This is a genomic window from Caulobacter sp. GSs2 (assembly GCF_058680895.1).
This window is the reverse complement of sequence record NZ_CM178725.1, coordinates 166204-191066: the sequence shown is the minus strand read 5'-3', so window position 1 is coordinate 191066 and position 24863 is coordinate 166204. Positions and strand designations below refer to the sequence as shown.

The window sequence follows — 24863 nt, the reverse complement described above, 5'->3', positions numbered from 1 at the left end:
TGACGGTTTTCAAAGAGGCAAAAGCCTAGGCGGCGTTGGCCGAAGCCGGCTTGCTTTCGGCCGAGCTGACCTTGTTGCGGCCGGTGCGCTTGGAGGCGTACAGGGCGGCGTCCGCGCGTTCCATCAAGGAATGGCTGCTTTCGTCCTTGGCCCGTTCGGCGAAGCCCGAGGAGATGGTGATCGTGCCCAGGTCCTCATTGGTCGAGCGGCGCTTGAGCATGCGGGATGAAACTTCCACACGGATCTCTTCCAGGCAGCCAGCGACGATGCTCGACGCCTCCCGGGGGAAGATCATCGCGAATTCTTCACCGCCGTAGCGCGCAGCGAAGCGCGGCATGGCGGCGACCCGACCGATGACGGATGCAACATAGCGAATGACCTGGTCGCCGGTCTGGTGACCCCAAGTGTCGTTGAAGCCCTTGAAATGATCGATGTCGAGCACAGCCAGGCACAGGCTCGTGCCAGCCTCGTCGCCCTCCGAGCAGGCGCGGTCCAATTCTTCGTCGAAAGCCTTGCGGTTGGCCAGGTTGGTCAGACCGTCGGTCGTGGCGTCGCGGCGTACCTGCTCCAGGTGTTCGCGCAGGCGGTCGACCTCAGCGGTCGATTCGGCCAGGCGCGCTTCCAGCGACTGGTTTTCCTTGTGAACACGGCGGGTGGCCTGGGCCAGGCTGGTGACGACCGACTTGATGGCGCCGACATCGGCGCTGCCATCGAGATCCTTGGAAACCCCGTCCAGTTGCTTGCCGAATGCTGCGTTGGTCTTCTGTGCGTTCTGGATCGCCTTGGAGACCGATTCCAGTTCCTTGCTCAGCAGGTCGCCGGCGTCGCGGATCTGTTCATTCAGCTTGGCCTTGGGAAGATAGGCTGCGGCGAGTTCCTCGCTGACCATTTCGGTAAGCGGCTCGCCAAGGGAAATCAGTCGGGTGAGTTCCCGCGCCAGCGCGCCCTCGGGATCGGCGACATAGTGGGTCCAGAGTTCGAAATTCAGCGCGGTGGGCCACACCTGATGGCGTTCCATCAACTCCAGAGCGCGCTTGGCGATCTTGTAGGCCTCGGGGCCGCGCAGCGTAGTTTCGACGTCCGACATCTTTTCTTCCCCCGTCGGCACGTTCCCGTAGCGAGAATGCCGATCGCTTGGATGTCCACTTTAGCTCTGAGAGTTCAAACGAGGCGTTAAGAGCGAACAAGGTTCTCTTGCGCTTGCGTTTTGCGACCTTAATTGTGAACACTGATAAGATGAGCCCTCAGCGGGCCGCCGGGAGGATCACATCCATGAACGCGCCGACAAATTTGACCCTCGAAACCCATAAAGCCGCGATGAATCTCGTGCTTGAGCGCCAGAAAGCGGCGCATTTGCGCGATGGGCCCTGGACGGCCGAGCAGCGCATCGAACGTCTCAACCGCTGCATCGATCTTTTGATCGGCCATCAGGCGGAGATCGCCAAAGCGGTCAGTACCGATTTTGGGTCTCGTTCGCCGGAAGCCACCTCCCTGACCGATGTGGCGGGCTCAATCGGGCCGCTGAAGTTCGCGCGCGACAATCTCACCAAGTGGATGAAGCCGCAGAAGCGCAAGACAACGCCGGCGATCCTCGGCCTGTTCGGGGCCAAGGCGGGGATCCAGTACCAGCCCAAGGGCGTGGTCGGGGTGATTAGCCCCTGGAACTTCCCGGTCAACCTGACCTTCGCGCCCCTGGCCGGGATCCTGGCCGCCGGCAATCGATCGATGATCAAGCCGTCGGAGTTCACGCCGGCGACGTCGGACCTGATGAAGGCGATGTTCGCCAAGGCCTTCACCGAGGAAGAGATTGCGGTCTTCGTCGGCGGCGCCGAGGCGGGTCAGGCCTTCTCCGGCCTGGCCTTCGACCATCTGGTCTTCACCGGCGCCACATCGGTGGCCCGCCACGTGATGCGCGCGGCGGCTGACAACCTGGTGCCAGTCACCCTGGAACTGGGCGGCAAGAGCCCGGTGATCCTGTCGCGCGGGGCCGACATGGCCACCGCCGCAGCCCGGATCATGAACGGCAAGACCCTGAACGCCGGTCAGATCTGCCTGGCGCCCGACTATGTCTTCGCGCCGGCTGACCAGGTCGACAGCTTCGTGGCCGAGGCCAAAGCCGCCGTCGGCCGCTATTTCCCGACCCTGAAGGACAATCCCGACTACACCGCCGTGGTCGCCCAGCGTCACTTCGACCGCATCACCGGCTATGTCGAGGACGCCCGGGCCAAGGGCGCGACCATCGTCGAGATCAATCCGGCCGGCGAGGATCTGTCACAACAGCCTCACCGCAAGATCGCCCCGACCCTGATCCTCAATCCCACCGATGACATGGCGGTGATGCAAGAGGAGATCTTTGGCCCGCTGCTGCCGGTGAAGACCTATCAGCGCGTCGAGGAGGCGGTGGACTATATCAACGCCCATGACCGTCCGCTGGCCCTCTACTGGTTCGGGACCGACGAGGCCGAGAAGGATCGGGTTCTGGAGCGCACCACCAGCGGCGGCGTCACGGTCAATGATGTGATCTTCCACGTGGCCCAGGAAGAGCTGCCCTTCGGCGGCGTCGGACCGGCCGGCATGGGGGCCTATCACGGGCATGACGGCTTCCTGGAGTTCAGCCACCGCAAGGCGGTCTTCCAGCAGCTGAAGAAGGACATCGCGCCGATGCTGGGCCTGCGTCCGCCCTATGGCGAAGGCATCCGCAAATATCTGGCCGGCCAGATCAAGCGCTAACCCGGAACCTGGGCGGTGGAAGGCTTCAGCGCCCCATCGCCCAGGGATCCAGCGGCTGTCGCGCCTCGTGGCGGACAAGACCGTAATAGCCCGCCACCCAGACGATGATCCCGACGATCAGGCCGCCGATGAAGCCGATCGGCGTCGCGAACCAGAGTGTCAGGCTGGTCAGACCCGTGGCCAGGCCGAGCATCGACCAGCGCAGAAGCATGTTGAACGCATGATAGGTGCGCTCATGCGCCAGCAGGTCGGGTGAGATTTCAGAGTCGTTTGCGGCTTGCATGCCAAAGACCTCCGAGAGGGCTCGGATCGGCCACGACGCCGCGCGGGCGGCGCCTCGGCCAAGGCCGAGAACGCCGTCATCCTACGCTCATTTCAGACGAATGGCGACGCGCTGGCGCCGCCGTCCGATCAGTCGTCCGAAGGGACCTTGGGCAGGCGCGGCGGAGCGCGCATCAGGAAGGCCGGGGTGTCGGAGCCAAAGCCCACAACGCGGCGGTCGTCATCGTCTTCGCGGCCGCGCACCGGCTGGACGCCGCGCACCGGCGAGGCGGGGCGAGCTTCGCGTTCCGGCGCGGCGGCGCGTTCGGGACGGATCCGGTCGTGACCGCGTTCGCGCGGAGCCGCGGCTTCAGCCTCGACCGGAGCGGCGGCTTCGACGCGCTCAGGACGCGGGCCGCGTTCCGAACGATCACGGCCGCGACCACGATCACGGCCGCGTTCACGCGCCGGGCGCACTTCGGCTGCAACTTCAACGTCCGCTTCGACCTGAACGGGGGCGACGCCGTCGATGACTTCCAGCTCAGCGGTGCGCTCCGGGCGCTCGGCGCGCGGAGCCCGTTCACGCGGCTTGCGCTCGCCACGGGTGCGGGCGGGGCGATCCTCGCGCGCTTCGACAGGTGCGACCGGCGTAGCATCAACCACACCGTCAACGGGCGTCGCGGCGTCGACCGGAGCGGCCTCGGCGTCGCGGGTGCGCGCGCCACGTCCGCCACGGGCCGAGCGTTCGCCCGGCTCGCGTTCACCGCCACGATCGCGGCTGGCCGGCGCGCCACGTCCGCCACGCTTCTTGTCGCCCTCGCGATGGACGGTGACAGCTTGCGAGTAGTCGAGGTCGAGCTTTTCTTCGTTCGGGGTCGAACCGATCAGCTTGATGACCTTGTCGAAGCCCTTGTCGTCGGCCGGGGTGACCAGCATGTAGGTGATGCCCGAGCGACCGGCGCGGCCCGTGCGACCGATGCGGTGCACATAGTCGTCGGCGTGGTGCGGGACGTCATAGTTGAAAACGTGGCTGACGGCCGGGATGTCCAGGCCGCGCGCGGCGACGTCGGAGGCCACCAGGATCTTCAGTGAACCGTCGCGGAAGGCCGCCAGGGTCTTCATGCGCTGGCTCTGATCCAGGTCGCCATGGATCGCGGCGGCGTCAAAGCCGTGCGAGCGCAGCGACTTGGCCACCACATCGACCTCGGTCTTGCGATTGCAGAACACGATGCCGGTTTCGATCTGGGCCTTCTCGATCAGCGCGCGCAGCGCCAGACGCTTGGCCTTGGGATCGGAGGAGGGGACCTTGACCAGCAGCTGGGTGATGTTCTCGTTGGTCGTGGCCGGACGCGCCGCCTCGATCCGCACGGGATCTTTCAGGAACTGTTTGGTCAGGCGGGTGATTTCCGGCGGCATGGTCGCCGAGAAGAACAGGGTCTGCTTCTTGGGCGGCGTCATCTTGAAGATGCGCTCGATGTCCGGGATGAAGCCCATGTCCAGCATGCGGTCGGCTTCGTCGACGACCAGGAACTGCACGCCGGTCATCAGCAGCTTGCCGCGCTCGAAATGGTCAAGCAGGCGGCCGGGGGTGGCGATCAGCACGTCGACGCCGCGATCCAGCTTCTTTTCCTGGTCGCCGAACGACACGCCGCCGATCAGCAGGGCCCAGGAGAGCTTGGTGCCCTTGGCGTACTTTTCGAAGCTGGAGGCGACCTGGTCGGCCAGTTCGCGGGTCGGGGCGATGACCAGAGCGCGCGGCATGCGCGCCTTGGCGCGGCCGTTCATCAGCTTGTCGATCAGCGGCAGGGTGAAGGCGGCGGTCTTGCCGGTGCCCGTCTGGGCGATACCCAGAACGTCTTGCCCGGCGAGTGCAACCGGAATGGCTGCGGCCTGAATAGGAGTGGCCGTAGTATAGCCGGTGTCTGCGACCGCTTGGAGGGTCGTGGGCGACAGCCCCAGTTCGGAAAATTCTGTCATATCAATCTGGCTGAATTCAGAGCCGCCCGTGTTTGGGCGAACGGGCGGCGCGGATTCGCCTGACCTGCTCCGAAGCTGGGGATAAATAGGCTGAACCGAGGCAAAGTCAATGATGGCAAGCCGCCGAGAGGCAAGACCAAGATGGATGAAAGCGGCTGGAAGCGCTCCGCAAAAGCTTGGATTGCCGACATGGGCGACAACGGTGACTTTGGCCGGCAGCACGTGCTCGACAAAGTCATGGCTGAGCGCCTTTCCGGGCTGGTCCGGGGAACAGCCCTCGATGTCGGATGCGGGGAAGGGCGGTTTTGCAGGATCTTGCGGGGGCAAGGTTTCGAGACGGCGGGTCTGGATCCTACCGAGGAGCTGCTCGACGCAGCGCGAGCGCGTGACCCGGGCGGCGTCTATGTCGAGGGACGCGCAGAAGCGCTGGTGTTCGCCGACGCCAGCTTCGACCTGGTGGTGAGCTATCTGAGTCTGATCGATATCGAAGACGCCCAGACCGCCATAGCCGAGATGGTGCGGGTGCTTAAGCCTGGCGGGACGTTGCTGGTCGCCAATCTGGCCAGCTTCAAGACCGCCGCTGTCCATGACGGCTGGCAGCGCGATATGCTGGGACACCTGACCCATTTTGCGATGGACCGCTATCTGGAGACGAGGAGCAGCCGTGAAAGTTGGCGCGGGATCTCAATCCGCAACTGGCATAGGCCGCTCAACGACTACATGCGCTGGTTTCTGACTTCAGGCCTGATCCTCACCCATTTCGATGAGCCCGCCGCGACGGGCGGCGACCCAGCCAAGGCCGAACGCTACAATCGCGCGCCCTGGTACGTGATCATGGAATGGCGCAAACCGTCCTGAGTGCTGGCGCCCGCCCTTGGCGCGCTCTATATCCGCCGGGCACATGACCATTGATCACGACTCCCGCCTTCGGCGGCTTCGCTTCCGCGCCTGGCATCGCGGGTTTCGGGAAGCGGACCTCATTCTGGGGCCGTTCGCGGACAACCATGGCCACAAGCTGACCCCACCGCAGCTGGATAGGCTCGAGGCGCTTCTGGAAAATCCGGATCGCGAGATCTACGCCTGGATCGTCGGGCAGGAAGCCACGCCCGCTGAGTTCGAGACGGACGTGCTGGCGATGATTCGTGAGTTCCGCTTTGAGGCCCATGCCGTCCGCCCGATCGGCGACGGCGCTTAAGAGAGTTTCATGGCCTACGACGCCAAGCAGATCGCCAAGGCCGCCGGCGGCCTGACCCTGGCCGGCGCGCCCGAGGGCTTCGACGCCCTGGTGATGGGCGACATCGCGCGTGCGCGCGGCGGCCTGACGGCTTTCGTCGCCCGCGACACGGCCCGGGCCAACGCCTTCGCCGACGCCCTGAAGTTCTTCGCCCCCGAGATCGAGGTGGTGATCTTTCCGTCGTGGGACTGTCTGCCCTATGACCGCGTCGGGCCTTCGGCCGGCGTCGCCGCCCAGCGCATGGCGACCCTGTCGCGTCTGGCCCGGGGTCTGGGTTCGGCAAAACCCGCCATCCTGGTCATCGCCGCGCCGGCCCTGCTGCAGCGGGTGCCTGACAAGAGCGTGCTGATGCGCGCCAGCTATTCGGCCAAGGTCGGCAACAGCGTCGATATCAAGGACCTGGAGCGCTATTTCGCGGTCAACGGCTATGTCCGCGCCTCCACTGTGTCGGAGAAGGGCGAGTTCGCGATCCGGGGCGGCGTCATCGACGTCTATCCCTCGGCCGCCGAGGAGCCCGTGCGGCTGGACCTGTTCGGCGACACGCTGGAGAGCATCCGCGCCTTTGATCCCGAGACCCAGCGCTCGACCAAGCAGCTGAAGGAGATCGATCTCCTGCCGGTCAGCGAGGCGCTGCTGGACGCCGACGGCATCTCGCGTTTCCGGCGGGGCTATGTCGCCAAGTTCGGCGCGCCGGGCGATGATCCGCTCTACAACACCGTCAGCGAGGGTGGCCGACGGGCCGGACTGGAGCACTGGCTGCCGCTGTTCTACGAGCGGATGGCGACGCTGTTTGACTATCTGCCCGATGGAGCCTTGGTCGGTGTCGATCATCAGGCTTCTGAAGCGCGGGACGAACGGCTGGCGATGATCGCGGACGCCTATGACGCGCGCGCCAGCGCCGACCGGAAATCTGCCTATCGCCCTCTCGAGCCTCAGGCGCTGTATCTGACGGCGGCCGAGTGGGATCAGGCGCTGGACGACCGCCCTCATCGCCGGTTCACACCGTTCCAGCCCCAGGGGCTGGATGTCATCGACATGGGCGCCAAGCTTGGTCGGGTTTTCGCCGCTGAGCGCGCCCAGGACAGCGTGAACCTCTTCGAAGCCACAGCCGACCACGCCGGTGCTCTAGCGGCCCAGGGCAAGCGCGTGCTGTTCGCCTCATGGTCGGAGGGCTCGTCCGAGCGCCTGGGGACCATGCTGGCCGACCACGGCCTGAAGAAGATCACCTATGCCGGCTACTGGCAGGCGGCCAAGGCCAATGATCCCAAGGTTCCGCAGCGGGTCGTCCTGCCGCTGGATCATGGCTTCGAGACCGAGAACCTGGCGGTCATCTCCGAGACCGACATTCTGGGCGACCGTCTGGCACGCCCGCGCAAGAAGCGCCGCGCCGCCAACTTCCTGGCCGAGGCCAGCGCCCTGACCCAGGGCGATCTGGTCGTTCACATCGATCATGGCATCGGCCGCTATGAGGGCCTGAAAACCCTGGACGTCCAGGGCGCGCCGCACGACTGCCTGGACCTGCTGTATGCCGGCGACAGCAAACTGTACCTGCCGGTCGAGAACATCGACCTGCTGACCCGCTACGGGACCGACGGCGAGAACGTCCAGCTCGACAAGCTGGGCGGGGCCGCCTGGCAGAGTCGCAAGTCCAAGGCCAAGGAACGTTTGCGGATCATGGCCGAGGGCCTGATCCAGATCGCCGCCGCGCGCCAGCTGAAGTCGGTGGAAGAGACCGATGCGCCGCAAGGTGTGTTCGACGAGTTCTGCGCCCGCTTCCCCTACGAGGAAACCGACGATCAACTGTCGGCGATCGCCGATGTGCTGGGCGATCTGGGCTCGGGCAAGCCTATGGACAGGCTGATCTGCGGCGACGTCGGGTTCGGCAAGACTGAGGTCGCCCTGCGCGCCGCCTTCGTCGTGGCGATGAGCGGCAAGCAGGTGGCCATCGTCTGTCCGACCACGCTGCTGGCCCGCCAGCATTTCAAGACCTTCAAGGACCGCTTCCAGGGCTGGCCGATCAAGATCACCCGCCTGTCGCGCCTGGTCACCGGCAAGGAAGCCGCCGAGACCCGCGAGGGTCTGGCCAATGGCCAGCTGGAAATCGTGGTCGGCACCCACGCCATCCTGTCCAAGCAGGTCTCGTTCAAGGACCTGGGCCTGGTGATCGTCGACGAGGAGCAGCACTTCGGGGTCAAGCACAAGGAGAAGCTGAAAGAGCTTCGCGCCGACGTGCACATGCTGACCCTGACCGCGACGCCGATCCCTCGAACCCTCCAGATGGCGCTGAGCGGCATTCGGGAAATGTCGATCATCGCTACACCGCCGGTCGATCGCCTGGCGGTGCGCACCTATATCAGCCCGTTCGACCCGGTGACCCTGCGCGAGGCCCTGCTGCGCGAGAAGTATCGCGGCGGCCAGGCCTACTACGTCGTGCCGCGCATCAAGGACCTGGAGGAGATCGAGAAGTTCCTCCGCACCCAGGTGCCCGAGGTCAAATATGTGGTCGGCCACGGCCAGATGGCCCCGACCCAGCTGGAAGACGTGATGACGGCCTTCTATGAGGGCCAGTACGACGTGCTGCTTGCGACCACGATCGTCGAGAGCGGCCTGGATATCCCTTCGGCCAACACCCTGATCGTCCATCGGGCAGACATGTTCGGCCTGGCTCAGCTGTATCAGATCCGGGGACGCGTCGGCCGGTCCAAGGCCCGCGCCTACGCCTATCTGACCACGCCCAACGAGAAGACCATCACCCAGTCGGCCGAGAAGCGCCTGCAGGTGCTGCAATCGCTCGACAGCCTGGGGGCCGGCTTCCAGCTGGCCAGCCATGACCTGGACCAGCGCGGCGGCGGCAACCTGCTGGGCGACGAGCAGAGCGGTCATATCAAGGAAATCGGCGTCGAGCTGTACCAGCAGATGCTGGAAGACGCCGTCGCCGAGCTACGCCAGCGCCAGGGCGCCGAGGCCCTGCTGGAGGATCGCGGATGGTCGCCGCAGATCAATACCGGCGCCGCAGTGATGATCCCGGACGAGTATGTCCCCGACCTCAATGTCCGCCTGTCACTCTATCGCCGCCTGTCGGAAGCCGAAAAGTCCGCCGACCGCGAAGCCCTGGCCGCCGAACTGATCGACCGCTTCGGCCCGCTGCCGCCCGAGACCGACAGCCTGCTCAAGGTGGTCGCCATCAAGGGCCTGTGCCGTGAAGCCAATGTCGCCAAGATCGACGTCGGACCCAAGGGCGCGGTGGCCAGCTTCCGCAATGATACCTACGCCAACCCGCTGGGGCTGATGCAGTATGTCGCCAAGAACGGCCTGATCTGGAAGGTCCGCCCCGACCAGAAGGTGGTCATCAAGGGCGAATGGGACACCCCGGCCCAGCGCCTGGATGCGGCCGAGAAGATCCTCGGGCATCTGGCGCGGATCGCGAAGGAGTAGGGCGGGGCGATCACTTGCCCCCTCCGCGCCTGCGGCGCTCCTCCCCCGTAGGGGGAAGATGAAGCGCGCCTACCTCATCTTCCCCCTACGGGGGAGGAAGACCGCGCAGCGGTCAGGAGGGGGCGAGTACTCCAGAGCCCAACAAAAAAAGGCCGCCCCAATCGGAGCGGCCTTCAATTTCGCGAGGCTTGTGTGGGCCTAGTGATACCGGCGGATCAGCCCCACCAGCTTGCCCTGCACCTCGACCTGGTCCGGACCAAAGATCCGCGTCTCGTACTTCGGGTTCGCGGCTTCCAGGGCGATCGAGCCGCCCTTCTTGCGCAGGCGCTTGAGCGTGGCTTCCTCGCCCACCAGCGCCACGACGATTTCGCCGGAAGTGGCTGTGTCGCCCTTCTTGATGATGACGTAGTCGCCGTCGAGAATGCCGGCCTCGATCATCGAGTCGCCCTGCACCTCGAGCACATAGTGTTCGCCGCTGCCCAGCATCGACTCGGGGACCGGCAGACGGTCGCGTTCGTGCTGGATGGCGTCGATGGGCGTACCGGCGGCGATCTTCCCCAGTATGGGCAGATCGCGGCTGTCATTGGCCGCAACCGCTGAAGGCCCGCTGTTGGTGGCAGCCGGCGCTCCGCCGCCTTCGACCACCTGGGGCTTGAACGTCCCGCGCCCCTTGGGCGGCGAGGCGGTCGTGGCCTGTTGCGGCAGCTTCACCACCTCCAGCGCCCGGGCTCTATGAGCCAAGCGGCGGATGAAGCCGCGCTCTTCAAGCGCGGTAATCAGTCGGTGGATACCCGACTTCGACGCCAGATCCAGCGCCTCCTTCATTTCGTCGAAGGACGGCGAGACGCCGCTCTCCTTGATGCGTTCGTGGATGAACATCAGCAGCTCGTGCTGCTTGCGCGTGAGCATCTCGACCTCGAGGAAGACGCGGAACAAACCGCAAACCTTGCCGATGTTCTCTAGGCGTTCTTTCTTAATGTCAAGTTGACGACGCAGGAACCCGGATGGCTCGGAGTTCGTTGTCGGCGGACGGCTTTCGGAGGGGCGCACCGCCATGAGTTTCAAGCGGTTCAACCCAGCCTTGCCTGTCAGCGTCGATGGCAAGCGAACCGGTTTTGCCTTTGCGGTCATTGACTACGGGCAGGAACATCACCTGATCTGGGTCGTCGCCGTCGACGGTACGGGCGAGATCTGCTCGGCGCCGAATCCAAGATGCGGGCGCGATCGAGCTGGACCATGAGTCGCAAGATCACACCGCCCAGCAACGTCAAATTGCTCAGAACGGCGGCCGTTGCGGCCGGCTAAAGGGCGTCCTTGAAGCCGAAATCACTGTCTGATTCGCCGCTAGAGCGCTGTCGCTCGCTCGGGATGCCGGGGCGTGCAATCGCGATAGAAGACGGCAAATTGGGCCATGTCCTTGTCGTAGTCGCCAGACGGCATGACGGCCTGCCCCAGAGCCACCACCTTGCGCTTGTAGTCCATCTTGGCCGGCACGATCAGCACCCCGGCCTTGAGGGCTATATTGTAGAAGCCGGTCTTCCATTGCTTGGCCTTGCCGCGCGTGCCCTCCGGCGCAATCGTCAGCATGAACTCGTCACGGCGCGCGAACTCGTCGGCCATGGCCTGGACGGTGTCGCCAGAGCGGGAGCGGTCCACCGGCACGCCGCCCAGGTCGCGCATCAGGCGCGCGAAGGGCCAGCGGAACAGCGAGACCTTGCCCATGAAGCTGAGGTTCAGATCAAGGGCGTCAGTCGCACCCAAGAAATAAACGAAGTCCCAGTTACTGGTGTGGGGCGCGGCGATGATCACGAACTTGCGGGTATGGCTCGGCGCGGCCCCCTCGATCGTCCAGCCCTCGCGCTTGAAGAAGGCGACAAGGGACCATTTCACCACCCGGGCGATCCAGTGCATCATTGCCCTCCCGAGCGATCCCGACCGCCTTAACGGGCCGGCTGTCATTGATACTGAGTGTGGGCGGCGAGTCGGCAAAACGCCAGACCGGTCGTACCCGGTGTGGTCTCAGCCCAGCAGCGTGCGCGTGGCCTCGGCCACATTGGCCTGCCGCATCAGGCTTTCGCCGACGAGCATGGCCGTGGCGCCGGCCGCTTCCATCCGCACGACATCGTCGTGGGTGAAGAGGCCGCTCTCGGTGACCAGCAAGGCGTCTTTGGGGGCTTGGGCGGCGAGGCGCTCGGTGACGGCGAGGTCGACGACGAAGCTCTTCAGGTCGCGGTTGTTGATGCCCACCAGGGTCGCGCCCAGTTCGCCGGCGCGGGCCATCTCGGCCTCGTCATGCACCTCGACAAGGGCGTCCATACCCAAGCGCTCAGCCTCGCTCATCAGCTCGGCGGCCAGAACGTCGTCGATCATCGCCAGGATGACGAGGATGGCGTCAGCGCCGAGCGCGCGGCTTTCCGAAACCTGCCAGGGATCGACCAGAAAGTCCTTGCGGATGCAGGGCAGGCTGACGGCGGCGCGGGCGTCGATCAGATAGGGGTCGGCGCCCTGGAAGCTGGGCCCGTCCGTAAGCACGGACAGGCAGGACGCGCCGCCGGTCTCATAGGCGCGGGCCAGGGCCGGCGGATCAAAGTCGGCGCGGATCAGGCCCTTCGACGGCGACGCCTTCTTGATCTCGGCGATCAGGGCCAGCTTGCCGGACGCATGTCCGTGCTTCAGCGCCGTCTTGAAGCCGCGCGGCGACGAAGCGCTGCGCGCAGCGTTGTCCAGCGCGGCCTGGGTGCGGCGGCGCTTGCGATCGGTGACCTCGTCGCGCTTGTAGGCGGCGATCTTGGCCAGGATGTCGGTCATGCGCTTGCCAGTTCGGTGTTGGTGGCCTTGACCAGACCGGCCAGGGCCGCCCTGGCCGCGCCGCTGTCTATGGAAGCCGCGGCGGCCTCGATGCCTTCGACCAGGGTCTCGACCTTGTCGGCGACCAGGAAGGCGGCGGCGGCGTTCAGCAGGACGATGTCGCGATAGGCGCCCTTTTCACCGTCCAGCAGCCGAGTGAGAGCGGCGGCGTTGAAATCGGGTTCGCCGCCGGTCAGGTCAGCCAGCGAAGCGCGGGGCAGGCCCACGGCTTCCGGCGTGATCGTGAAGAAGCGCACGACGCCGTCGCGCCATTCGGCGACCTCGGTTTCGCCGGTGGTGGTCAGCTCGTCCATGCCTTGGCCGTGCACCGACCAGGCGCGCTCGGCGCCCAGGACGCCCAGGGCGCGGGCAATGGGTTCGACGAAGCGCGGCGCCGAGACGCCCACCACCTGGCGCCGGGCGCCGGCGGGATTGGTCAGCGGGCCCAGCAAGTTGAAGATGGTGCGAAAACCCAGCTGCTGGCGGATCGGCGCGACATGCTTCATCGCCCCGTGGTGAGCCTGGGCGAACATGAAGCAGATGCCGGCGTCGTCCAGGGCCTTGCGCTGCTGCTCGCGGCTGGCGTCGATATTGACGCCCAGGGCGGCCAGGACGTCGGCGGTGCCGGATTTCGAGGTCACGGCGCGGTTGCCGTGCTTGGCGACCTTCAGCCCGCCGCCCGCCGCCACGAAGCCGACAGCGGTGGAGATGTTGAGGGTATGCAGGCCGTCGCCGCCGGTGCCGCAGACATCGATGACGTCATAGGGATGGTCCAGCATGACGGCGGCGCGGCGCATGGCGCGGGCGCAGGCGGCAATCTCGCCCACGGTCTCGCCGCGCAGGCGCATGGCGGTGACCGCCGCGCCGATCTGGGCCGGGGTCGGCTCGCCGCGCAGGCAGGCGCTGAAGAAGACTTCGGCATCATCCTCGGAAAGGTTTTGGCCGTCGGCCAGCTTGGCCAGCAGCGGCTTGAAGGTGTCGGACATGCTGCGCCTAAACCCAGATCGCCGCGTCGCGCTTCACGCCGGCCAGATCGATGAAATTGGCCAGCATCTGGTGGCCGCCCTCGGTGGCGATCGACTCGGGGTGGAACTGCACGCCGTGCACGGGGCGAGTGCGATGCTGCACGCCCATGATCTCGCCGTCGTCGGTCCAGGCGGTGACCTCCAGCTCGGGCGGCAGGTCTTCGCGGCGGATAGCCAGGCTGTGATAACGGGTGGCGGTGAAGGGGTTGGGGAGACCCTTGAATATGCCCTTGTCGGCGTGATGGATGGGGCTGGTCTTGCCGTGCATCACTTCCTTGGCGCGGATCACCTCGCCGCCATAGGCCTGGCCAATGGCCTGATGGCCCAGGCACACGCCCAGGATCGGCATGTCTTCCGGCGCGCCGCGCAGCAGGGGCAGGCAGATGCCGGCCTGATCCGGTGCCTTGGGGCCGGGCGACAGCAGGATCGCGGACGGCCGCAGGGCCAGGGCCTGCTGCACCGTCAGGTCGTCATTGCGATGGACCAGCGTCTCGGCCCCAAGCTCGTTCAGGTAATGGACGAGGTTGTAGGTGAAGCTGTCGTAGTTATCGATGACCAGGATCATGATCTAGCTTCTAGAACGGGCGGGGCCGGAGCGGGAGGGGGTTTGCGGCATTTGAGCGCGAGAAAGGCTTAAGGCGATTACAGATCGCTTGGCGTGGGGCATGGTCGATCCATGGTCTCGTCTGATTCCGCCCTTGATCCGGTCGCCATCGCCTATGCCCGCGCTCTGCTGCGGCCGCGGGAGCGTCGCCAGAAGATGGCGCCCGTCCTGGCGGCGGCGGCCTTCGCGGCGATCTGCGCGTTGAGCTTCGCCACGGTGATGGTGCTGGCCCCGCCGGCGGTCACCCAGCATCTGCCGGCCGACCGCCTCGGCTACTGATACTGGGCGCGTGACAGGCGCCGAAACCGGCATCCACTTTCGGCTGTCACGCTTGCCGTCAGGCGAAACGCCAGGCTTCCTCGGCCGCGCGCTTCAGGGCGCGGGACTTGTGCAGGGTCTCGTCATATTCGGCGTCGGGATCGCTGTCGGCGACCACGCCGCCGCCGGCCTGCACGTACATCATGCCGTCCTTGACCAGAGCGGTCCTCAGCACGATGCAGGTGTCGACCGAGCCGTCGGCGCCGATATAGCCGACCGCGCCGGCATAGCCGAGGCCGCGCTTCTCGATCTCCAGCTCGTCGATGATCTCCATGGCCCGCACCTTGGGCGCGCCCGACAGCGTGCCGGCGGGGAGGGCGGCCATCAGCACGTCGACAGGATCGACGCCGACAGGCGCCACCCCCTCCACATTGGAGACGATGTGCATGACGTGGCTGTAGCGCTCGACCTTGAAGCTCTCGGTCACCTTGACCCGAGGGCCCTTGTGCGGCTTGGCGGGCTCGTTCTTGCCCGGTTCCTTCAGCATCGAGACGCGGCCGACGTCGTTGCGGCCCAGGTCCAGCAGCATCAGGTGCTCGGCGCGCTCCTTGGGATCGGCCAGCAGCTCGGCTTCCAGCGCCAGATCCTCTTCCGGCGTCGCTCCACGGGGGCGGGTGCCGGCGATCGGTCGGATCGTAATCTTGCCGTCGCGCAGGCGGACCAGGATTTCCGGGCTGGAGCCCACCAGATGGCACCCGTCCAGGTTCAGGAAATACAGGAACGGCGACGGATTGGTCCGGCGCAGCGAGCGGTAGAGTGCGAACGGATCCAGGTCGAACGGCGCCCGGAAGCGGTGGCTGGGCACCACCTGGAAGATGTCGCCGGCCCGGATATACTCCTTGGCCTTCTCGACCACGACCGCATAGTCCTCGCGGCTGACGGGTGTGGTGAACTCGATGGGCGCATGACCCTTGCGGGGCGCGTCATGGGCCAGCGGACGGCGCAGATCGGCCATCACCGTCTCGATGCGGGCCCGGGCGGCATGGTGCGCGTCCTGGGCCGAAACACCCGCCAGCGGACGCACGGTCGTGACCAGGATGATCTCCTGGGCGATGGCGTCAAACACCGCCACGATCGAGGGCCGGGTCATGATGCCGTCGGGCAGGCCGGTGGTGTCCTCGTTGACGTCGGGCAGGCGCTCGGCCAGCCGCACCATGTCATAGCCCAAGGCCCCGAACACGCCGGCGGCCATGGGCGGCAGGCCCTTGGGCAGCTCGATACGCGAGCGGGCGATCAGGTCGCGCAGGCTGTCCAGCGCGCCGCCGGCCTGCGGCGTGAATTCGCCGCGGGCGATGGCGTCGCCCTCGGCGATCTCGGCCTGGTCGCCGCGACAGCGCCAGACGAAGTCCGGCTTCATCGCCACGATGGAATAGCGGCCGCGCCAGGCGCCGCCCTCAACGCTTTCGAACAGGAAGGCGTAGGGCTTGCCCTGTCCGATCTTGAGATAGGCCGAGACCGGGGTCTCAAGATCGTCGATCAGCCGGGTCCAGACGACCTGGGGCTGACCGGCGTCATAGGTCTGGGCGAAGGCGTCAAAGGCGGGCTCAAGGCTCATTTCTTGGTCGCACCGGTCTTGGCGGCCTCGGCCTTGGCCAGGGCGTCGGTGTCGACGCCGATGGTCTGGCGGGCGAGGGTCAGGTTGGTCTTGGTCTTCAGGCTGGCCTGGGCGCCCAGCCGGGCGGCCTCGCCCAGATCGCGCATCAGGCCGCTGTCGATCTGCGGACGCATCATTTGGGTGATGCGGGCCATGTCGGCGATCTTGCCAGCGCGAACGGTTTCCAGCTTGGCGACCACGAAGGCCATCTGACCGGCCCGCGAGCTGAACACCTCGCCCGGCTTGGCGTTAAACGTGGCCAGCAGCAGATCCCGGCCAAGGCCTTGGTGCTGCTGGGCATTCTCGCGGCTGATGCCTGCAACACGCTGAACCTTGGAGCCGGCCGCAGCGGCGACGGCTTCCATCGATTCGCCCTTCTTGACGCGGGCGGCCAGGGCCTCGGCCTTGGCCTGCAGGCGCGTGGTCATCTCGTTCTGCAGCCATACCTGGGCCAGCTGCGGACGGATATCGGCCAGGGCGGGCAGGGCGGCCGGGATGACCTTCTCGACCTTGACGGCGTAATATTCGCCCTTGCCGACCTCAACCAGTTCGCTCTCGCCGCCCGAGTTGAGGTCAAAGGCGGTCTTCAGCAGGTCCGGGGTAAGGCCGGGGATCGGCTGGCCGGTCTGGTCGGCGCCCTGGGCGGTGATCGGCGAGGTAGTCATCACCATGGCGCCGGCCTTGGTGGCGGCCGCGATCAGGTCGGACCCGGCGTCGTGGGCGTCCTGATAGGTCTGAGTCTGGTCATACGCCTTGGCCTGCGCGCCCTGGGTCCGGAGTTCGGCCTCGATCTGCGGGCGCACGCTGTCCAGGCTGGCGCCGGCGCCGGGAGTGACCTTGGTCACCTTGACGACCGAGATGCCCAGGCTGCCGGTGATCGGCGCGCTGACCTGGCCGGCGGCCAGGTTGAAGGCGGCGTCGGCGACCTTGCGGTCGGGCAGGGCGGACTTGGGCTTGTCGTTGATGATCACCGGCTGCTGGCCATAGGCGCTGGCCACCACGGCCGGCTGATCGCCCTTGGCCAGGCGCTGGGCGATGACGGCGGCGGCCTTGGCGTCGGGCGCGACGATCTGGACCAGCGAGCGGGTTTCCGGGGTCGCCAGGGTGTCCTTGCGGAAATCGAAGGTCTTCTGCACGTCGGCGGGATTGATCGTCACCGACGGCTCCAGCGCCTGGGCGCTGACGCGCATGATCGACAGGACGCGGGTCTCGGGGCGCGTCAGGCGCTCGGCGTTCTGCTTCATGAAGGTGTTCAGCTGGGCGTCGGTCGGATCGGCCGGACGCTCGACGGTGGCCGGATTGATCGCGAAGGCCGCCAGGTCGCGGCTTTCCAGGCCATAGGCCGCCTGAAGGGCGCCGTAGATGCGGGGCGCATGCAGACCGTTGGCGACGCCGGTGAAGACGTGGGTCTGGGCGATCTCGTCGCTCAGCGAGGCCTGATAGCTGTCGGGCGTCATGCCGTTTTCGCGCAGCAGGGCCTCATACATCTTCGGATCGAACTTGCCGGTGATCGGGTCGAACGGCCGCTGGTTGGGATGCAGGTTGCTCATCTGCTCGCGCACGACGTTGCCGATCAGCTTGTCCGACGGATGGATGCCGAACTTGCGGATCACCTCGGACATCGATTCCTGAAGCGCCACTTCCTGCAGGATCTGACGGTCGACGCCGCGTTCAACGGCCTGGTCAGGCGTCAGGGCCTCGCCCGAACTGCGCTCGGTTTCCTTGCGGTAGTTCTCGTAGCGGGTCTTGAAGTCCGCCGCCGAGACGGTACGCGATCCCGCAGCGACGACGCCCGAAAGGCGCGGCCCATTGAACACATCGCTGATCCCGAACACGGCGAAGCTGACGATCAGCAGGCCGAAAAGGATCACCGCGAAGGGCGATTTGGCGAAGGTGCGGAAACCGGCGAGCATGACTTGGAAAACCTTCCTGACTTATCGCGTGCGTCGGCGCTGCTGGCGTGAGCCTGAAGCGACGCTGCGGGCGCGAGCAGCGGGTATAGTAGAGCGGGGGGCGAGGGGGCAAGCCACGGCGGTCTTGACTTCCCTTGGGCGAGCGGGGTCAAGAGCTGCTCCATGACCCTTTCAAGCCTTAAACCCCGGCCTTTGATCGCCGGGAACTGGAAGATGAACGGCCTTGCCCAGGCCCTGGACGAGGCCCGCGCCGTGGCGGGAGGCGTTGACGCCCGGCCCGCAGCGGCCCGAGTGGCGATCTGCCCGCCGGCGACCCTGCTGCACCGCCTGAGCCAAGCTCTCGAAGGCTCCAGCGTGCTGACCGGAGGGCAGGATTGCCATGCAAGGACCAGCGGCGCCCATACGGGCGACATTGCTGCGGCCATGCTGGTCGATGCCGGCGCCGCGCTGGTCATTCTGGGCCATTCCGAGCGGCGCGAGGATCATGGCGAGACCAGCGCCCTGGTGGCCGCCAAGGTAGAGACCGCCCTGGCAGCCGGGCTGGAGCCCATCATCTGCGTCGGCGAAAGCCTCGCTCGGCGCGAAGCCGGCTCGGCGCTGCAGGTCGTGACCGCCCAGGTACGCGAATCACTGCCGGCCGCTTTGGCAGGGCAGGCCTTCTCGATAGCCTATGAGCCGATCTGGGCCATTGGCACCGGCCGTACGGCGACGATCGCCGACATCGAAGAGATGCATGCGTCGATCCGGGCCCAGTTGATCTCGATGTTCGGCGAATCCGGCAAGGCGCCGCCGATCCTCTACGGCGGCTCGGTCAAGCCCGACAACGCGGCGGAAATTCTCCGCTCGGCCGAGGTCGGGGGCGCGCTGGTCGGCGGAGCCTCACTCAAGGCCGCCGATTTTTTGGCGATCATCGCCGCAGCGTGAAGGCCATGCGAAACGTTTCGTGCCGCCCCATCTGGTCATGAGATTTGCCAACGAACGATGGTGACAAGCCAATGATTGGCAACCACTCGCTATCGAGCGGCTTCCCATCGAACCCAAGAAGCATAAGCCGGAACTATCTGATATATTTCCGATAATACTAATTAGACGAGTAACTCTTACGGCCAGGCGGATTCTATTTTGAAGTGCGATTTGTGAGGGTTTTTATGGACTTACGTCCACGGAGATTTTTCACATGGGATCGCGCTACGACCATATCACGATTGAAGAACGCCACCTGATCTGTCGCTGGCGTGACGCCAAGGTGCCTGTCCGGGTCATCTCCGAGCGTCTTGGTCGCCACCCGTCGACCATCCATCGCGAGATCCGGCGCAATTGGTTCGACGACGGCCCGTGGCTGCGCGGCTACTTCGCCATCGCCGCCGACGAGCGCGCCGCGTCGCGACGCAGACGCGTCGGCAAGCTGCATCGTGATCCAGAACTGGCCCACTTCGTCACAGAGCGGCTGCGAGAGACCTGGTCGCCAGAACAGATCGCGGGCCATCTCAAAGCCACCCGCCAGCTCCAGGCCTACGCCTGCCACGAGACCATCTACCGCTACGTCTATGGGCCAGATGGCCAGGCCGCGGAGCTCTACAAGCTGTTGCCCAAGATGCGTCGGCGCCGGCGCGTGCGCTATGCCCGACGGCCGCGCGGACTGAATATCCCACTGCAAAACACCATCGCACAGCGCCCCACCCATATCGGCGAGCGCCAGGGATACGGCCATTGGGAGTGCGATCTGATCGCCTTCCGCAAGGAATACGGGCGTCACAACATCACGACGCTGGTCGAGCGGCGAAGCCGGTATCTGATCATGATCAAAAACCCGAGCCGCAGCTCGACAGGCATCATGGCCGGTCTGGCCGAGCGTCTGGAGCCGTTTCCTCCGCCGATGCGGCAATCCATTACCTTTGATCGCGGCACGGAGTTCGCCTTCTACGGGACCCTGAAGCGCTCGCTGGAAATCGACAGCTACTTCTGCAAGCCACAGGCGCCTTGGCAAAAAGGCACGGTCGAGAACACCAACGGTCGCCTGCGCCGCTTCTTGCCCAGCGACACAGACATCGCGTTGATCCCGCCGGAGAAGCTGATGGAGCTGACCACGCGGCTCAATCGGATTCCGCGCAAGTGCCTCGGATACCGCACGCCGGAGGATGTGCTTGCGGAGCAGATCGCGGCGACGGCTGGGACACGGGCGGCGAACGGGCTCTGCGCTACGTGATGGCTCCGCGCCCGCCCGTCGCCCGACTGCCAAGGCCCTGAAACCCTGACGTGACAGGAGGTCCCCTCCCCGTCATCCTGCCCAGGCCCTTCGTCGCACTTCAGTTAGAACCCACACCATTGGGAGTGCGCTCTGCTGGAGCTCCGCGCGGCAATCCAGCACCTTCGATCGCGGCGCGGCTTCTGCAAGCCGCAGGCGCCCTGGCAAAAGGGCGCGGTCGAGAACACCAATGGCCGTCAGCAGTCCGCGGCGCTTCTTATCCAGCGACACCGACTTGGCGTTGATGCCGCCGGAGAAGCTGCTGGAGCTATCCGCGCGGCTCGATCGAACCCCGCGAAAGTGTCTCGGATATCGCACACCTGAAGACAGGCTTGCCGAGCAGATCTCGGCGACGGCTGGCGCACGGGCGATGAGCGGGCTCTGCGCTAGGTGATAGCTTCGCCGCCCGCCCGTCGCCCGACTGCTATTGCTGCGCAACCCTAACGTGACGGGAGATCCCCTCCCCGTCATCCTGCCCAGGCCCTTCACCGCACTTCAGCTAGAACCACACCGCCATCTAGCCTTGCGCGCTCTGGGGTCGGAATGGCGCGCCCTGCTGGATTCGAACCAGCGACCGCTCGCTTAGAAGGCGAGTGCTCTATCCAACTGAGCTAAGGGCGCGAACCGGAAAGCCTCGGTGCGCGGACGCTAGTGCGTCCAGGGCTGTCTGCGGCCGGCCGCGAAATTGTCGGCATAGGCCTTGATAATGCGCTTGGGAGTCTTGGGCTCGAACAGCTGGAAAGCCAGGCCATTGTGCTGGGCGTAGGCCACCGCTTCCTCGCGGGTTTCGAAGGTCAGGCGAACCTGCCCATTCATGTCGCTCGACTGGGTCCAGCCCATCAGGGGGTCTGAACGGAGCGCCGAAGCGGGTTCAAATTCCAGAACCCAGTCCTTCGTCTTGGCCTTGCCGGACTGCATGGCGGTCTTGGCGGGGCGATAGATGCGGGCCAGCATGAACCTCTCCAGTCTTTAGCCGATGGTCGGAGCGGCAGGATTCGAACCTGCGACCCTCTGGTCCCAAACCAGATGCGCTACCAGGCTGCGCTACGCTCCGACACATCGGCAGGGGCGTGCTCTACAAGGGTTCGTCGTCCGGATCAAACGGGAACGGCGACAATCGTAGAACCGATCAGTTTTTCGGGAAGATCCGGTGCAGGACCTTGTCACCGGGCAGGATGCCAAGCTGCGCCGCGCGGCCGCCGGCAATCTCCAGCACGCCCAGGATCGGACCACCCGAAGGCAATGGCATTTCGTTGTGGGGCTGAGCGTTGCGGACGATCGACAGCACACGTCCGTTGGGCGCGATGTAGATGATGTCCAGCGGGATGAGCGTGTTCTTCATCCAGAACGCGGCGGGCTGCGGCCTAGCATAGGTGAAGAGCATGCCGCGATCAGCCGCCAGGGCCTTGCGGAACATCAGCCCCCGTTGCTGTTCGGCATGCGTCGCGGCGATCTCGACCTGAAAGCGCGCGCGTCCTTTGGAGGTCAGGATTTCCACGGCCTCGAGCTTGTCTGCGGGCTTGGCGACAGCGACCTCGCTCGCCAACAAGGCGCCAGCCACCAGCGCCGTCATCACCGCCCTTCGTCCCGGTTCCCAGATTACCGCCACTTACAATCCTCGCTCGCCATTGCGCTGGACTCGCAGCCTAGCGCCACGGGTCCAGCGAAGGAATGGCAGGCCTGGATGGCCAAAGTCAGGCGTCGCCCGGCGTGATCTCGGCCACGACCAGGCCCTTGGGCCCCTTGGCGAAGCGCACCAGGACGTCATCGCCGGGCTGAAGGTCTTCCAGGCCCCCGCGGCGCAGGGTCTCGATGTGGACGAAGATGTCGCCGGGTTCGGCGTCGCGCACGACGAAGCCGTAGCCCTTGGTGCGGTTGAACCATTTGACCTTGGCGTGCTCGGCCGGCCCTTCGGGGGTGAGGGCCAGACGCCCGCCGCCGCTGTCCAGCCCGGAACGGAACCCGCTGCCCAGCCCGTCACGCTCGCGGCGCGGCGCGGCGTCGGCAAAGGTGCGGCGCGGCCGCTCAAGCGCCGAAGGCGCCGAGCTCTCGTCGAGATCGACCACCTCACTGACCTGCCACCCCTTGGGGCGGCGCACCACGTCACAGACGATCACAGCGCCCTCAAGCGCTGTTTCCCGGCCGCAATTACGCAGCGAGGTCACGTGAAGAAGCACGTCCTTGAGGCCGGTCTGACCAGGATCATCTGGAACGATGAACCCGTAACCCTTGCCAACATCGAACCATTTTACGCGCCCGCTGATCCGCACGAGGTCTTCGTGCGCACCCACGGCATCGAAATCGTAACCAGACATTCCGCCCCTCTGGCTCGCCCAATCAGCCCAACGGGACGAGCGCCACAAGAATAACACTGTTCTCGCGTTAGGAGAGCCGTCAATGGTGAATTCGCGTCAAGCACGCGCGCACGGACGCTGCGCGACATTTCGTCGCAGCAACTTTCTGGCAATAATTTTGAAATGCAGCCGCAGGCATCGCCAATGCAGCTATTGGTGGTAGTCCCTAGGGGAGTCGAACCCCTCTCTCCAGAATGAAAATCTGGCGTCCTAACCGATAGACGAAGGGACCACATCGCCGTTCGCGGAACGGTGACATCGTCGGTAGTCGAATTTGAAAGCCTCGCGGGTGGTAGTCCCTAGGGGAGTCGAACCCCTCTCTCCAGAATGAAAATCTGGCGTCCTAACCGATAGACGAAGGGACCACGGCCCCGCGAGGAAGCGGGTGTATAGCCGCGCCGTTTGGGGCGCGCAACCCGCTGGGAAGCATTTTTTCCGTTCACCCACAGACGGGGCGACAGCGCCCGAAAATGCTGTTGGCGATCAACAGGCGCGCGGGTCGGCGGCGTCCTCGATCTCCAGCTGAACGCCGTTGCGGCCATTGTAATCGTCGGGCTTCAATTTGCCGGCGACGTGGAGCGCGCCGCCGCCTGACAACAGCCGCCGACCCAGGTCGGTTTCGGCGCTACGCCAGGAAATCGCCTTCAGGCGCTCGCCGGTCGGGCCGACCAGATCCATCTTCACATGTCCACCCTTCAGCGCCATCACCCGGTCGGCGCGAACGCCGGTCAGGGCGAACATCGGCTCGGGATTGCCCGGACCGAACGGCGCAAGGCGCTGGAAGTCCTCGTACAGCGCGCGGTCAGCCCCCTTGGGCTGGACCAGGGCGTCGATCTCGACGGCCTCGGGGCCCACAGCCTCCATCTCGCCGGCCAGGCGCTCTTCCAGAAAGGCGCGGAACTCGGGAATGGAATCTGGGCGAATCGACAGACCCGCCGCCATGGCGTGACCGCCACCGGACATCAGCAGGCCTTGCTCGAACGCCGCCTGGATCGCCGCGCCCAGATTGACGCCTTGCTGCGACCGGCCCGACCCCTTGCCGACATTGGCCGCGCGGTCGATACCGATCACCACCACGGGTTTGCGATAGCGCTCGCGCAGGCGCCCGGCGACGATGCCGATGACCCCGGGATGCCACCCCTCCCCCGCCACCACGATCACGGGCGCGTCCGGATTGAAATTGCTGCCACGCTCCAGCACGGCTGCGGCTTCCTCGACCACGCCAGCCTCGACGGCCTTGCGCTCTGTATTGAGGGCGTCGAGCTCCTCGGCGAGCATCAGGGCTTCTTCGGGATCATCCGTGGACAAAAGGCGCGCGCCGAGGTCCGAACGACCGATCCGGCCGCCGGCATTGATGCGCGGCCCCAGAATAAAGCCGGCATGGAACACCGAAGCGGGCCCGGAGCCCTTGCCGACCTCGAACAGGGCCTTCAGGCCCGGATTGCCCCATTGGGACATGGTGCGCAGGCCAAGGGTTGTCAGGGCGCGATTGAAGCCGACCAGCTGGGTGACGTCGCAGACCTCGCCCATGGCCACCAGGTCCAGCCACTGGCGCGGATCGGGCTGCGGTCGCTGGTCGCTGAACAGGCCGCGCTTGCGAGCCTCGCGGTTGAGAGCCGTCAGCAGCACGAAGGTGACGCCGGCTGCGGCCAGCACCCCCTGCCCGCTCTGGCAGCCCGGCCGGTTGGGATTGACCACGGCGGCGGCGGCCGGCGGGTCCTCGCGCATCAGGTGGTGGTCGATCACCACCACCTCCAGGCCGATGGTGGCGGCGCTGGCGATGGCGTCATAGGCCGCCGCGCCGCAGTCCAGGGTCACCACCAGCTCGGCGCCGGTGTCGCGGATGGTCTTGAAGGCCGCCGGGCTGGGGCCATAGCCCTCGGTCAGGCGGTCGGGGATATAGATCGGCAGCTCGACGCCCATGTGGCGGAACCAGCGCACCAGCTGGGCCGCGCTGGTGGCGCCGTCGACGTCATAGTCGGCGAACACCATGGTCGGGCGGCCCGCTTCCAGGGCGTCGATCAGGATCTCGGCGGCCCGGTCCATGTCGGTGAAGCTGGAGGGGTCAGGAAACAGCGCCTTCAGGGTAGGGCGCAGATAGTCCTCGGCGCCATCGACACCCACGCCACGCGCGGCCAGGGCCCGCGCCAGGGGCTCGGACAGGCCGTAGACTTGCTGATGGCTGCGCGCCGCGGCGGGATCGCCCGGGCGCTCGCGCCAGGCCCGGCCACTCAGCGAGCGGGAGACGCCCAGGAAAGCGTCCTGCTCGATAGGCGCGTGACCGTCGGCGGCCACGGCTAGAAAGTCCTGAACTTGACGGTGGTTA

Annotated in this window: 21 protein-coding genes, 4 tRNA genes and 1 pseudogene; 8 read left to right on the top strand and 18 right to left on the bottom strand. The window is 66.0% G+C overall.

The window, feature by feature from the left end:
• Positions 1-25: 25 nt before the first annotated feature.
• Positions 26-1087: a GGDEF domain-containing protein gene (locus tag ACW17Z_RS00920; RefSeq protein ID WP_419316835.1), complete on the bottom strand. Its 1062-nt coding sequence runs from the start codon at positions 1085-1087 to the stop codon at positions 26-28.
• Positions 1088-1272: 185 nt separating this feature from the next.
• Here ACW17Z_RS00920 and ACW17Z_RS00915 point away from each other — a divergent pair, with 185 nt between their 5' ends.
• Positions 1273-2730 carry a coniferyl aldehyde dehydrogenase gene (locus ACW17Z_RS00915; RefSeq protein ID WP_492057248.1) on the top strand — a complete coding sequence of 486 codons (1458 nt, stop codon included), beginning with the start codon at positions 1273-1275 and terminating at the stop codon, positions 2728-2730.
• Between the two features lie 25 nt (positions 2731-2755).
• Here the strand turns inward: ACW17Z_RS00915 and ACW17Z_RS00910 are convergent, their stop codons facing one another.
• Positions 2756-3013 carry a hypothetical protein gene (locus ACW17Z_RS00910; RefSeq protein WP_419316833.1) on the bottom strand — a complete coding sequence of 86 codons (258 nt, stop codon included), beginning with the start codon at positions 3011-3013 and terminating at the stop codon, positions 2756-2758.
• A 128-nt stretch (positions 3014-3141) separates the two neighbouring features.
• A complete protein-coding gene (locus ACW17Z_RS00905; protein WP_492057247.1) occupies positions 3142-4968 on the bottom strand; it encodes a DEAD/DEAH box helicase in 1827 nt (608 codons plus the stop codon).
• A gap of 189 nt (positions 4969-5157) precedes the next feature.
• Between ACW17Z_RS00905 and ACW17Z_RS00900 the strand changes: the two genes are divergently transcribed.
• The 3 genes from ACW17Z_RS00900 to mfd are packed head-to-tail and all read left to right on the top strand — an operon-like array spanning position 5158 to position 9637.
• Positions 5158-5826 carry a class I SAM-dependent methyltransferase gene (locus tag ACW17Z_RS00900; protein WP_492057246.1) on the top strand — a complete coding sequence of 223 codons (669 nt, stop codon included), beginning with the start codon at positions 5158-5160 and terminating at the stop codon, positions 5824-5826.
• Positions 5827-5869: 43 nt separating this feature from the next.
• On the top strand, positions 5870-6163 hold the full coding sequence (locus ACW17Z_RS00895; RefSeq protein ID WP_419316830.1) for an FAD assembly factor SdhE: 294 nt from the start codon (positions 5870-5872) through the stop codon (positions 6161-6163).
• 9 nt (positions 6164-6172) lie between these two features.
• On the top strand, positions 6173-9637 hold the full coding sequence (gene mfd, locus ACW17Z_RS00890) for a transcription-repair coupling factor (protein WP_492057245.1): 3465 nt from the start codon (positions 6173-6175) through the stop codon (positions 9635-9637).
• 198 nt (positions 9638-9835) lie between these two features.
• Here the strand turns inward: mfd and lexA are convergent, their stop codons facing one another.
• The 5 genes from lexA to ACW17Z_RS00865 form a co-directional block, all read right to left on the bottom strand.
• Positions 9836-10546 carry a transcriptional repressor LexA gene (gene lexA / locus ACW17Z_RS00885; RefSeq protein WP_419321452.1) on the bottom strand — a complete coding sequence of 237 codons (711 nt, stop codon included), beginning with the start codon at positions 10544-10546 and terminating at the stop codon, positions 9836-9838.
• A 435-nt stretch (positions 10547-10981) separates the two neighbouring features.
• Positions 10982-11548: a lysophospholipid acyltransferase family protein gene (locus ACW17Z_RS00880; protein WP_492057244.1), complete on the bottom strand. Its 567-nt coding sequence runs from the start codon at positions 11546-11548 to the stop codon at positions 10982-10984.
• A 108-nt stretch (positions 11549-11656) separates the two neighbouring features.
• Positions 11657-12445 carry an indole-3-glycerol phosphate synthase TrpC gene (gene trpC, locus ACW17Z_RS00875; RefSeq protein ID WP_492057243.1) on the bottom strand — a complete coding sequence of 263 codons (789 nt, stop codon included), beginning with the start codon at positions 12443-12445 and terminating at the stop codon, positions 11657-11659.
• Complete coding sequence (gene trpD, locus ACW17Z_RS00870; RefSeq protein ID WP_492057242.1) at positions 12442-13470, bottom strand: anthranilate phosphoribosyltransferase; 1029 nt, start codon at positions 13468-13470, stop codon at positions 12442-12444. The genes trpC and trpD overlap by 4 nt, the downstream gene beginning before the upstream one ends.
• A 7-nt stretch (positions 13471-13477) precedes the next feature.
• Entirely contained in the window at positions 13478-14074 is a 597-nt protein-coding gene (locus tag ACW17Z_RS00865; protein ID WP_492057241.1) for an anthranilate synthase component II, read from the bottom strand.
• Between the two features lie 111 nt (positions 14075-14185).
• On the opposite strand from ACW17Z_RS00865, the gene ACW17Z_RS00860 reads away from it, so the two are divergent.
• Positions 14186-14392, top strand: a complete 207-nt coding sequence (locus ACW17Z_RS00860; RefSeq protein WP_419316824.1) for a hypothetical protein — start codon at positions 14186-14188, stop codon at positions 14390-14392.
• Positions 14393-14450: 58 nt separating this feature from the next.
• Here ACW17Z_RS00860 and trpE read toward each other — a convergent pair whose 3' ends face one another.
• Positions 14451-15986: an anthranilate synthase component I gene (gene trpE, locus ACW17Z_RS00855; RefSeq protein WP_492057240.1), complete on the bottom strand. Its 1536-nt coding sequence runs from the start codon at positions 15984-15986 to the stop codon at positions 14451-14453.
• Positions 15983-17938, bottom strand: coding sequence for a peptidylprolyl isomerase (locus ACW17Z_RS00850; protein WP_492057239.1), 1956 nt, complete (start codon positions 17936-17938; stop codon positions 15983-15985). The genes trpE and ACW17Z_RS00850 overlap by 4 nt, the downstream gene beginning before the upstream one ends.
• A gap of 162 nt (positions 17939-18100) precedes the next feature.
• Between ACW17Z_RS00850 and tpiA the strand changes: the two genes are divergently transcribed.
• The 3 genes and pseudogenes from tpiA to ACW17Z_RS00835 all read left to right on the top strand — a co-directional run.
• Positions 18101-18862, top strand: coding sequence for a triose-phosphate isomerase (gene tpiA, locus ACW17Z_RS00845; RefSeq protein WP_492057238.1), 762 nt, complete (start codon positions 18101-18103; stop codon positions 18860-18862).
• Between the two features lie 253 nt (positions 18863-19115).
• Entirely contained in the window at positions 19116-20144 is a 1029-nt protein-coding gene (locus ACW17Z_RS00840; RefSeq protein WP_172275092.1) for an IS30 family transposase, read from the top strand.
• 180 nt (positions 20145-20324) lie between these two features.
• A pseudogene (locus ACW17Z_RS00835) lies at positions 20325-20577 on the top strand (IS30 family transposase); the annotation flags it as partial.
• Between the two features lie 150 nt (positions 20578-20727).
• Here ACW17Z_RS00835 and ACW17Z_RS00830 read toward each other — a convergent pair.
• The 8 genes from ACW17Z_RS00830 to recJ form a co-directional block, all read right to left on the bottom strand.
• Positions 20728-20804: transfer RNA gene (locus tag ACW17Z_RS00830), tRNA-Arg, on the bottom strand.
• A 27-nt stretch (positions 20805-20831) separates the two neighbouring features.
• Positions 20832-21137, bottom strand: coding sequence for an ETC complex I subunit (locus tag ACW17Z_RS00825; RefSeq protein ID WP_419316789.1), 306 nt, complete (start codon positions 21135-21137; stop codon positions 20832-20834).
• Positions 21138-21160: 23 nt separating this feature from the next.
• Positions 21161-21237 (bottom strand) — tRNA-Pro (locus ACW17Z_RS00820).
• 75 nt (positions 21238-21312) lie between these two features.
• Positions 21313-21756: a DUF192 domain-containing protein gene (locus ACW17Z_RS00815; protein WP_492057237.1), complete on the bottom strand. Its 444-nt coding sequence runs from the start codon at positions 21754-21756 to the stop codon at positions 21313-21315.
• Positions 21757-21877: 121 nt separating this feature from the next.
• Positions 21878-22498, bottom strand: coding sequence for a stationary phase survival cold shock domain protein CspD (cspD, locus tag ACW17Z_RS00810; RefSeq protein WP_492057236.1), 621 nt, complete (start codon positions 22496-22498; stop codon positions 21878-21880).
• Positions 22499-22694: 196 nt separating this feature from the next.
• Positions 22695-22769 (bottom strand) — tRNA-Glu (locus ACW17Z_RS00805).
• Positions 22770-22827: 58 nt separating this feature from the next.
• A tRNA-Glu gene (locus tag ACW17Z_RS00800) sits at positions 22828-22902 on the bottom strand.
• Positions 22903-23020: 118 nt separating this feature from the next.
• Complete coding sequence (gene recJ / locus ACW17Z_RS00795; RefSeq protein WP_492057235.1) at positions 23021-24832, bottom strand: single-stranded-DNA-specific exonuclease RecJ; 1812 nt, start codon at positions 24830-24832, stop codon at positions 23021-23023.
• Positions 24833-24863 lie beyond the last annotated feature (31 nt).

Coding starts and splice junctions, on each gene's coding strand:
- ACW17Z_RS00880 (WP_492057244.1), bottom strand. CDS start 11,548: ATGCACTGGATCGCCCGGGTGGTGAAATGGTCCCTTGTCGCCTTCTTC.
- ACW17Z_RS00905 (WP_492057247.1), bottom strand. CDS start 4,968: ATGACAGAATTTTCCGAACTGGGGCTGTCGCCCACGACCCTCCAAGCG.
- ACW17Z_RS00920 (WP_419316835.1), bottom strand. CDS start 1,087: ATGTCGGACGTCGAAACTACGCTGCGCGGCCCCGAGGCCTACAAGATC.
- ACW17Z_RS00840 (WP_172275092.1), top strand. CDS start 19,116: ATGGGATCGCGCTACGACCATATCACGATTGAAGAACGCCACCTGATC.
- trpC (WP_492057243.1), bottom strand. CDS start 12,445: ATGACCGACATCCTGGCCAAGATCGCCGCCTACAAGCGCGACGAGGTC.
- ACW17Z_RS00825 (WP_419316789.1), bottom strand. CDS start 21,137: ATGCTGGCCCGCATCTATCGCCCCGCCAAGACCGCCATGCAGTCCGGC.
- trpE (WP_492057240.1), bottom strand. CDS start 15,986: ATGAGCCTTGAGCCCGCCTTTGACGCCTTCGCCCAGACCTATGACGCC.
- ACW17Z_RS00850 (WP_492057239.1), bottom strand. CDS start 17,938: ATGCTCGCCGGTTTCCGCACCTTCGCCAAATCGCCCTTCGCGGTGATC.
- trpD (WP_492057242.1), bottom strand. CDS start 13,470: ATGTCCGACACCTTCAAGCCGCTGCTGGCCAAGCTGGCCGACGGCCAA.
- ACW17Z_RS00860 (WP_419316824.1), top strand. CDS start 14,186: ATGGTCTCGTCTGATTCCGCCCTTGATCCGGTCGCCATCGCCTATGCC.
- ACW17Z_RS00910 (WP_419316833.1), bottom strand. CDS start 3,013: ATGCAAGCCGCAAACGACTCTGAAATCTCACCCGACCTGCTGGCGCAT.
- ACW17Z_RS00895 (WP_419316830.1), top strand. CDS start 5,870: ATGACCATTGATCACGACTCCCGCCTTCGGCGGCTTCGCTTCCGCGCC.
- mfd (WP_492057245.1), top strand. CDS start 6,173: ATGGCCTACGACGCCAAGCAGATCGCCAAGGCCGCCGGCGGCCTGACC.
- ACW17Z_RS00865 (WP_492057241.1), bottom strand. CDS start 14,074: ATGATCCTGGTCATCGATAACTACGACAGCTTCACCTACAACCTCGTC.
- ACW17Z_RS00915 (WP_492057248.1), top strand. CDS start 1,273: ATGAACGCGCCGACAAATTTGACCCTCGAAACCCATAAAGCCGCGATG.
- lexA (WP_419321452.1), bottom strand. CDS start 10,546: ATGCTCACGCGCAAGCAGCACGAGCTGCTGATGTTCATCCACGAACGC.
- tpiA (WP_492057238.1), top strand. CDS start 18,101: ATGACCCTTTCAAGCCTTAAACCCCGGCCTTTGATCGCCGGGAACTGG.
- ACW17Z_RS00900 (WP_492057246.1), top strand. CDS start 5,158: ATGGGCGACAACGGTGACTTTGGCCGGCAGCACGTGCTCGACAAAGTC.
- cspD (WP_492057236.1), bottom strand. CDS start 22,498: ATGTCTGGTTACGATTTCGATGCCGTGGGTGCGCACGAAGACCTCGTG.
- ACW17Z_RS00815 (WP_492057237.1), bottom strand. CDS start 21,756: ATGACGGCGCTGGTGGCTGGCGCCTTGTTGGCGAGCGAGGTCGCTGTC.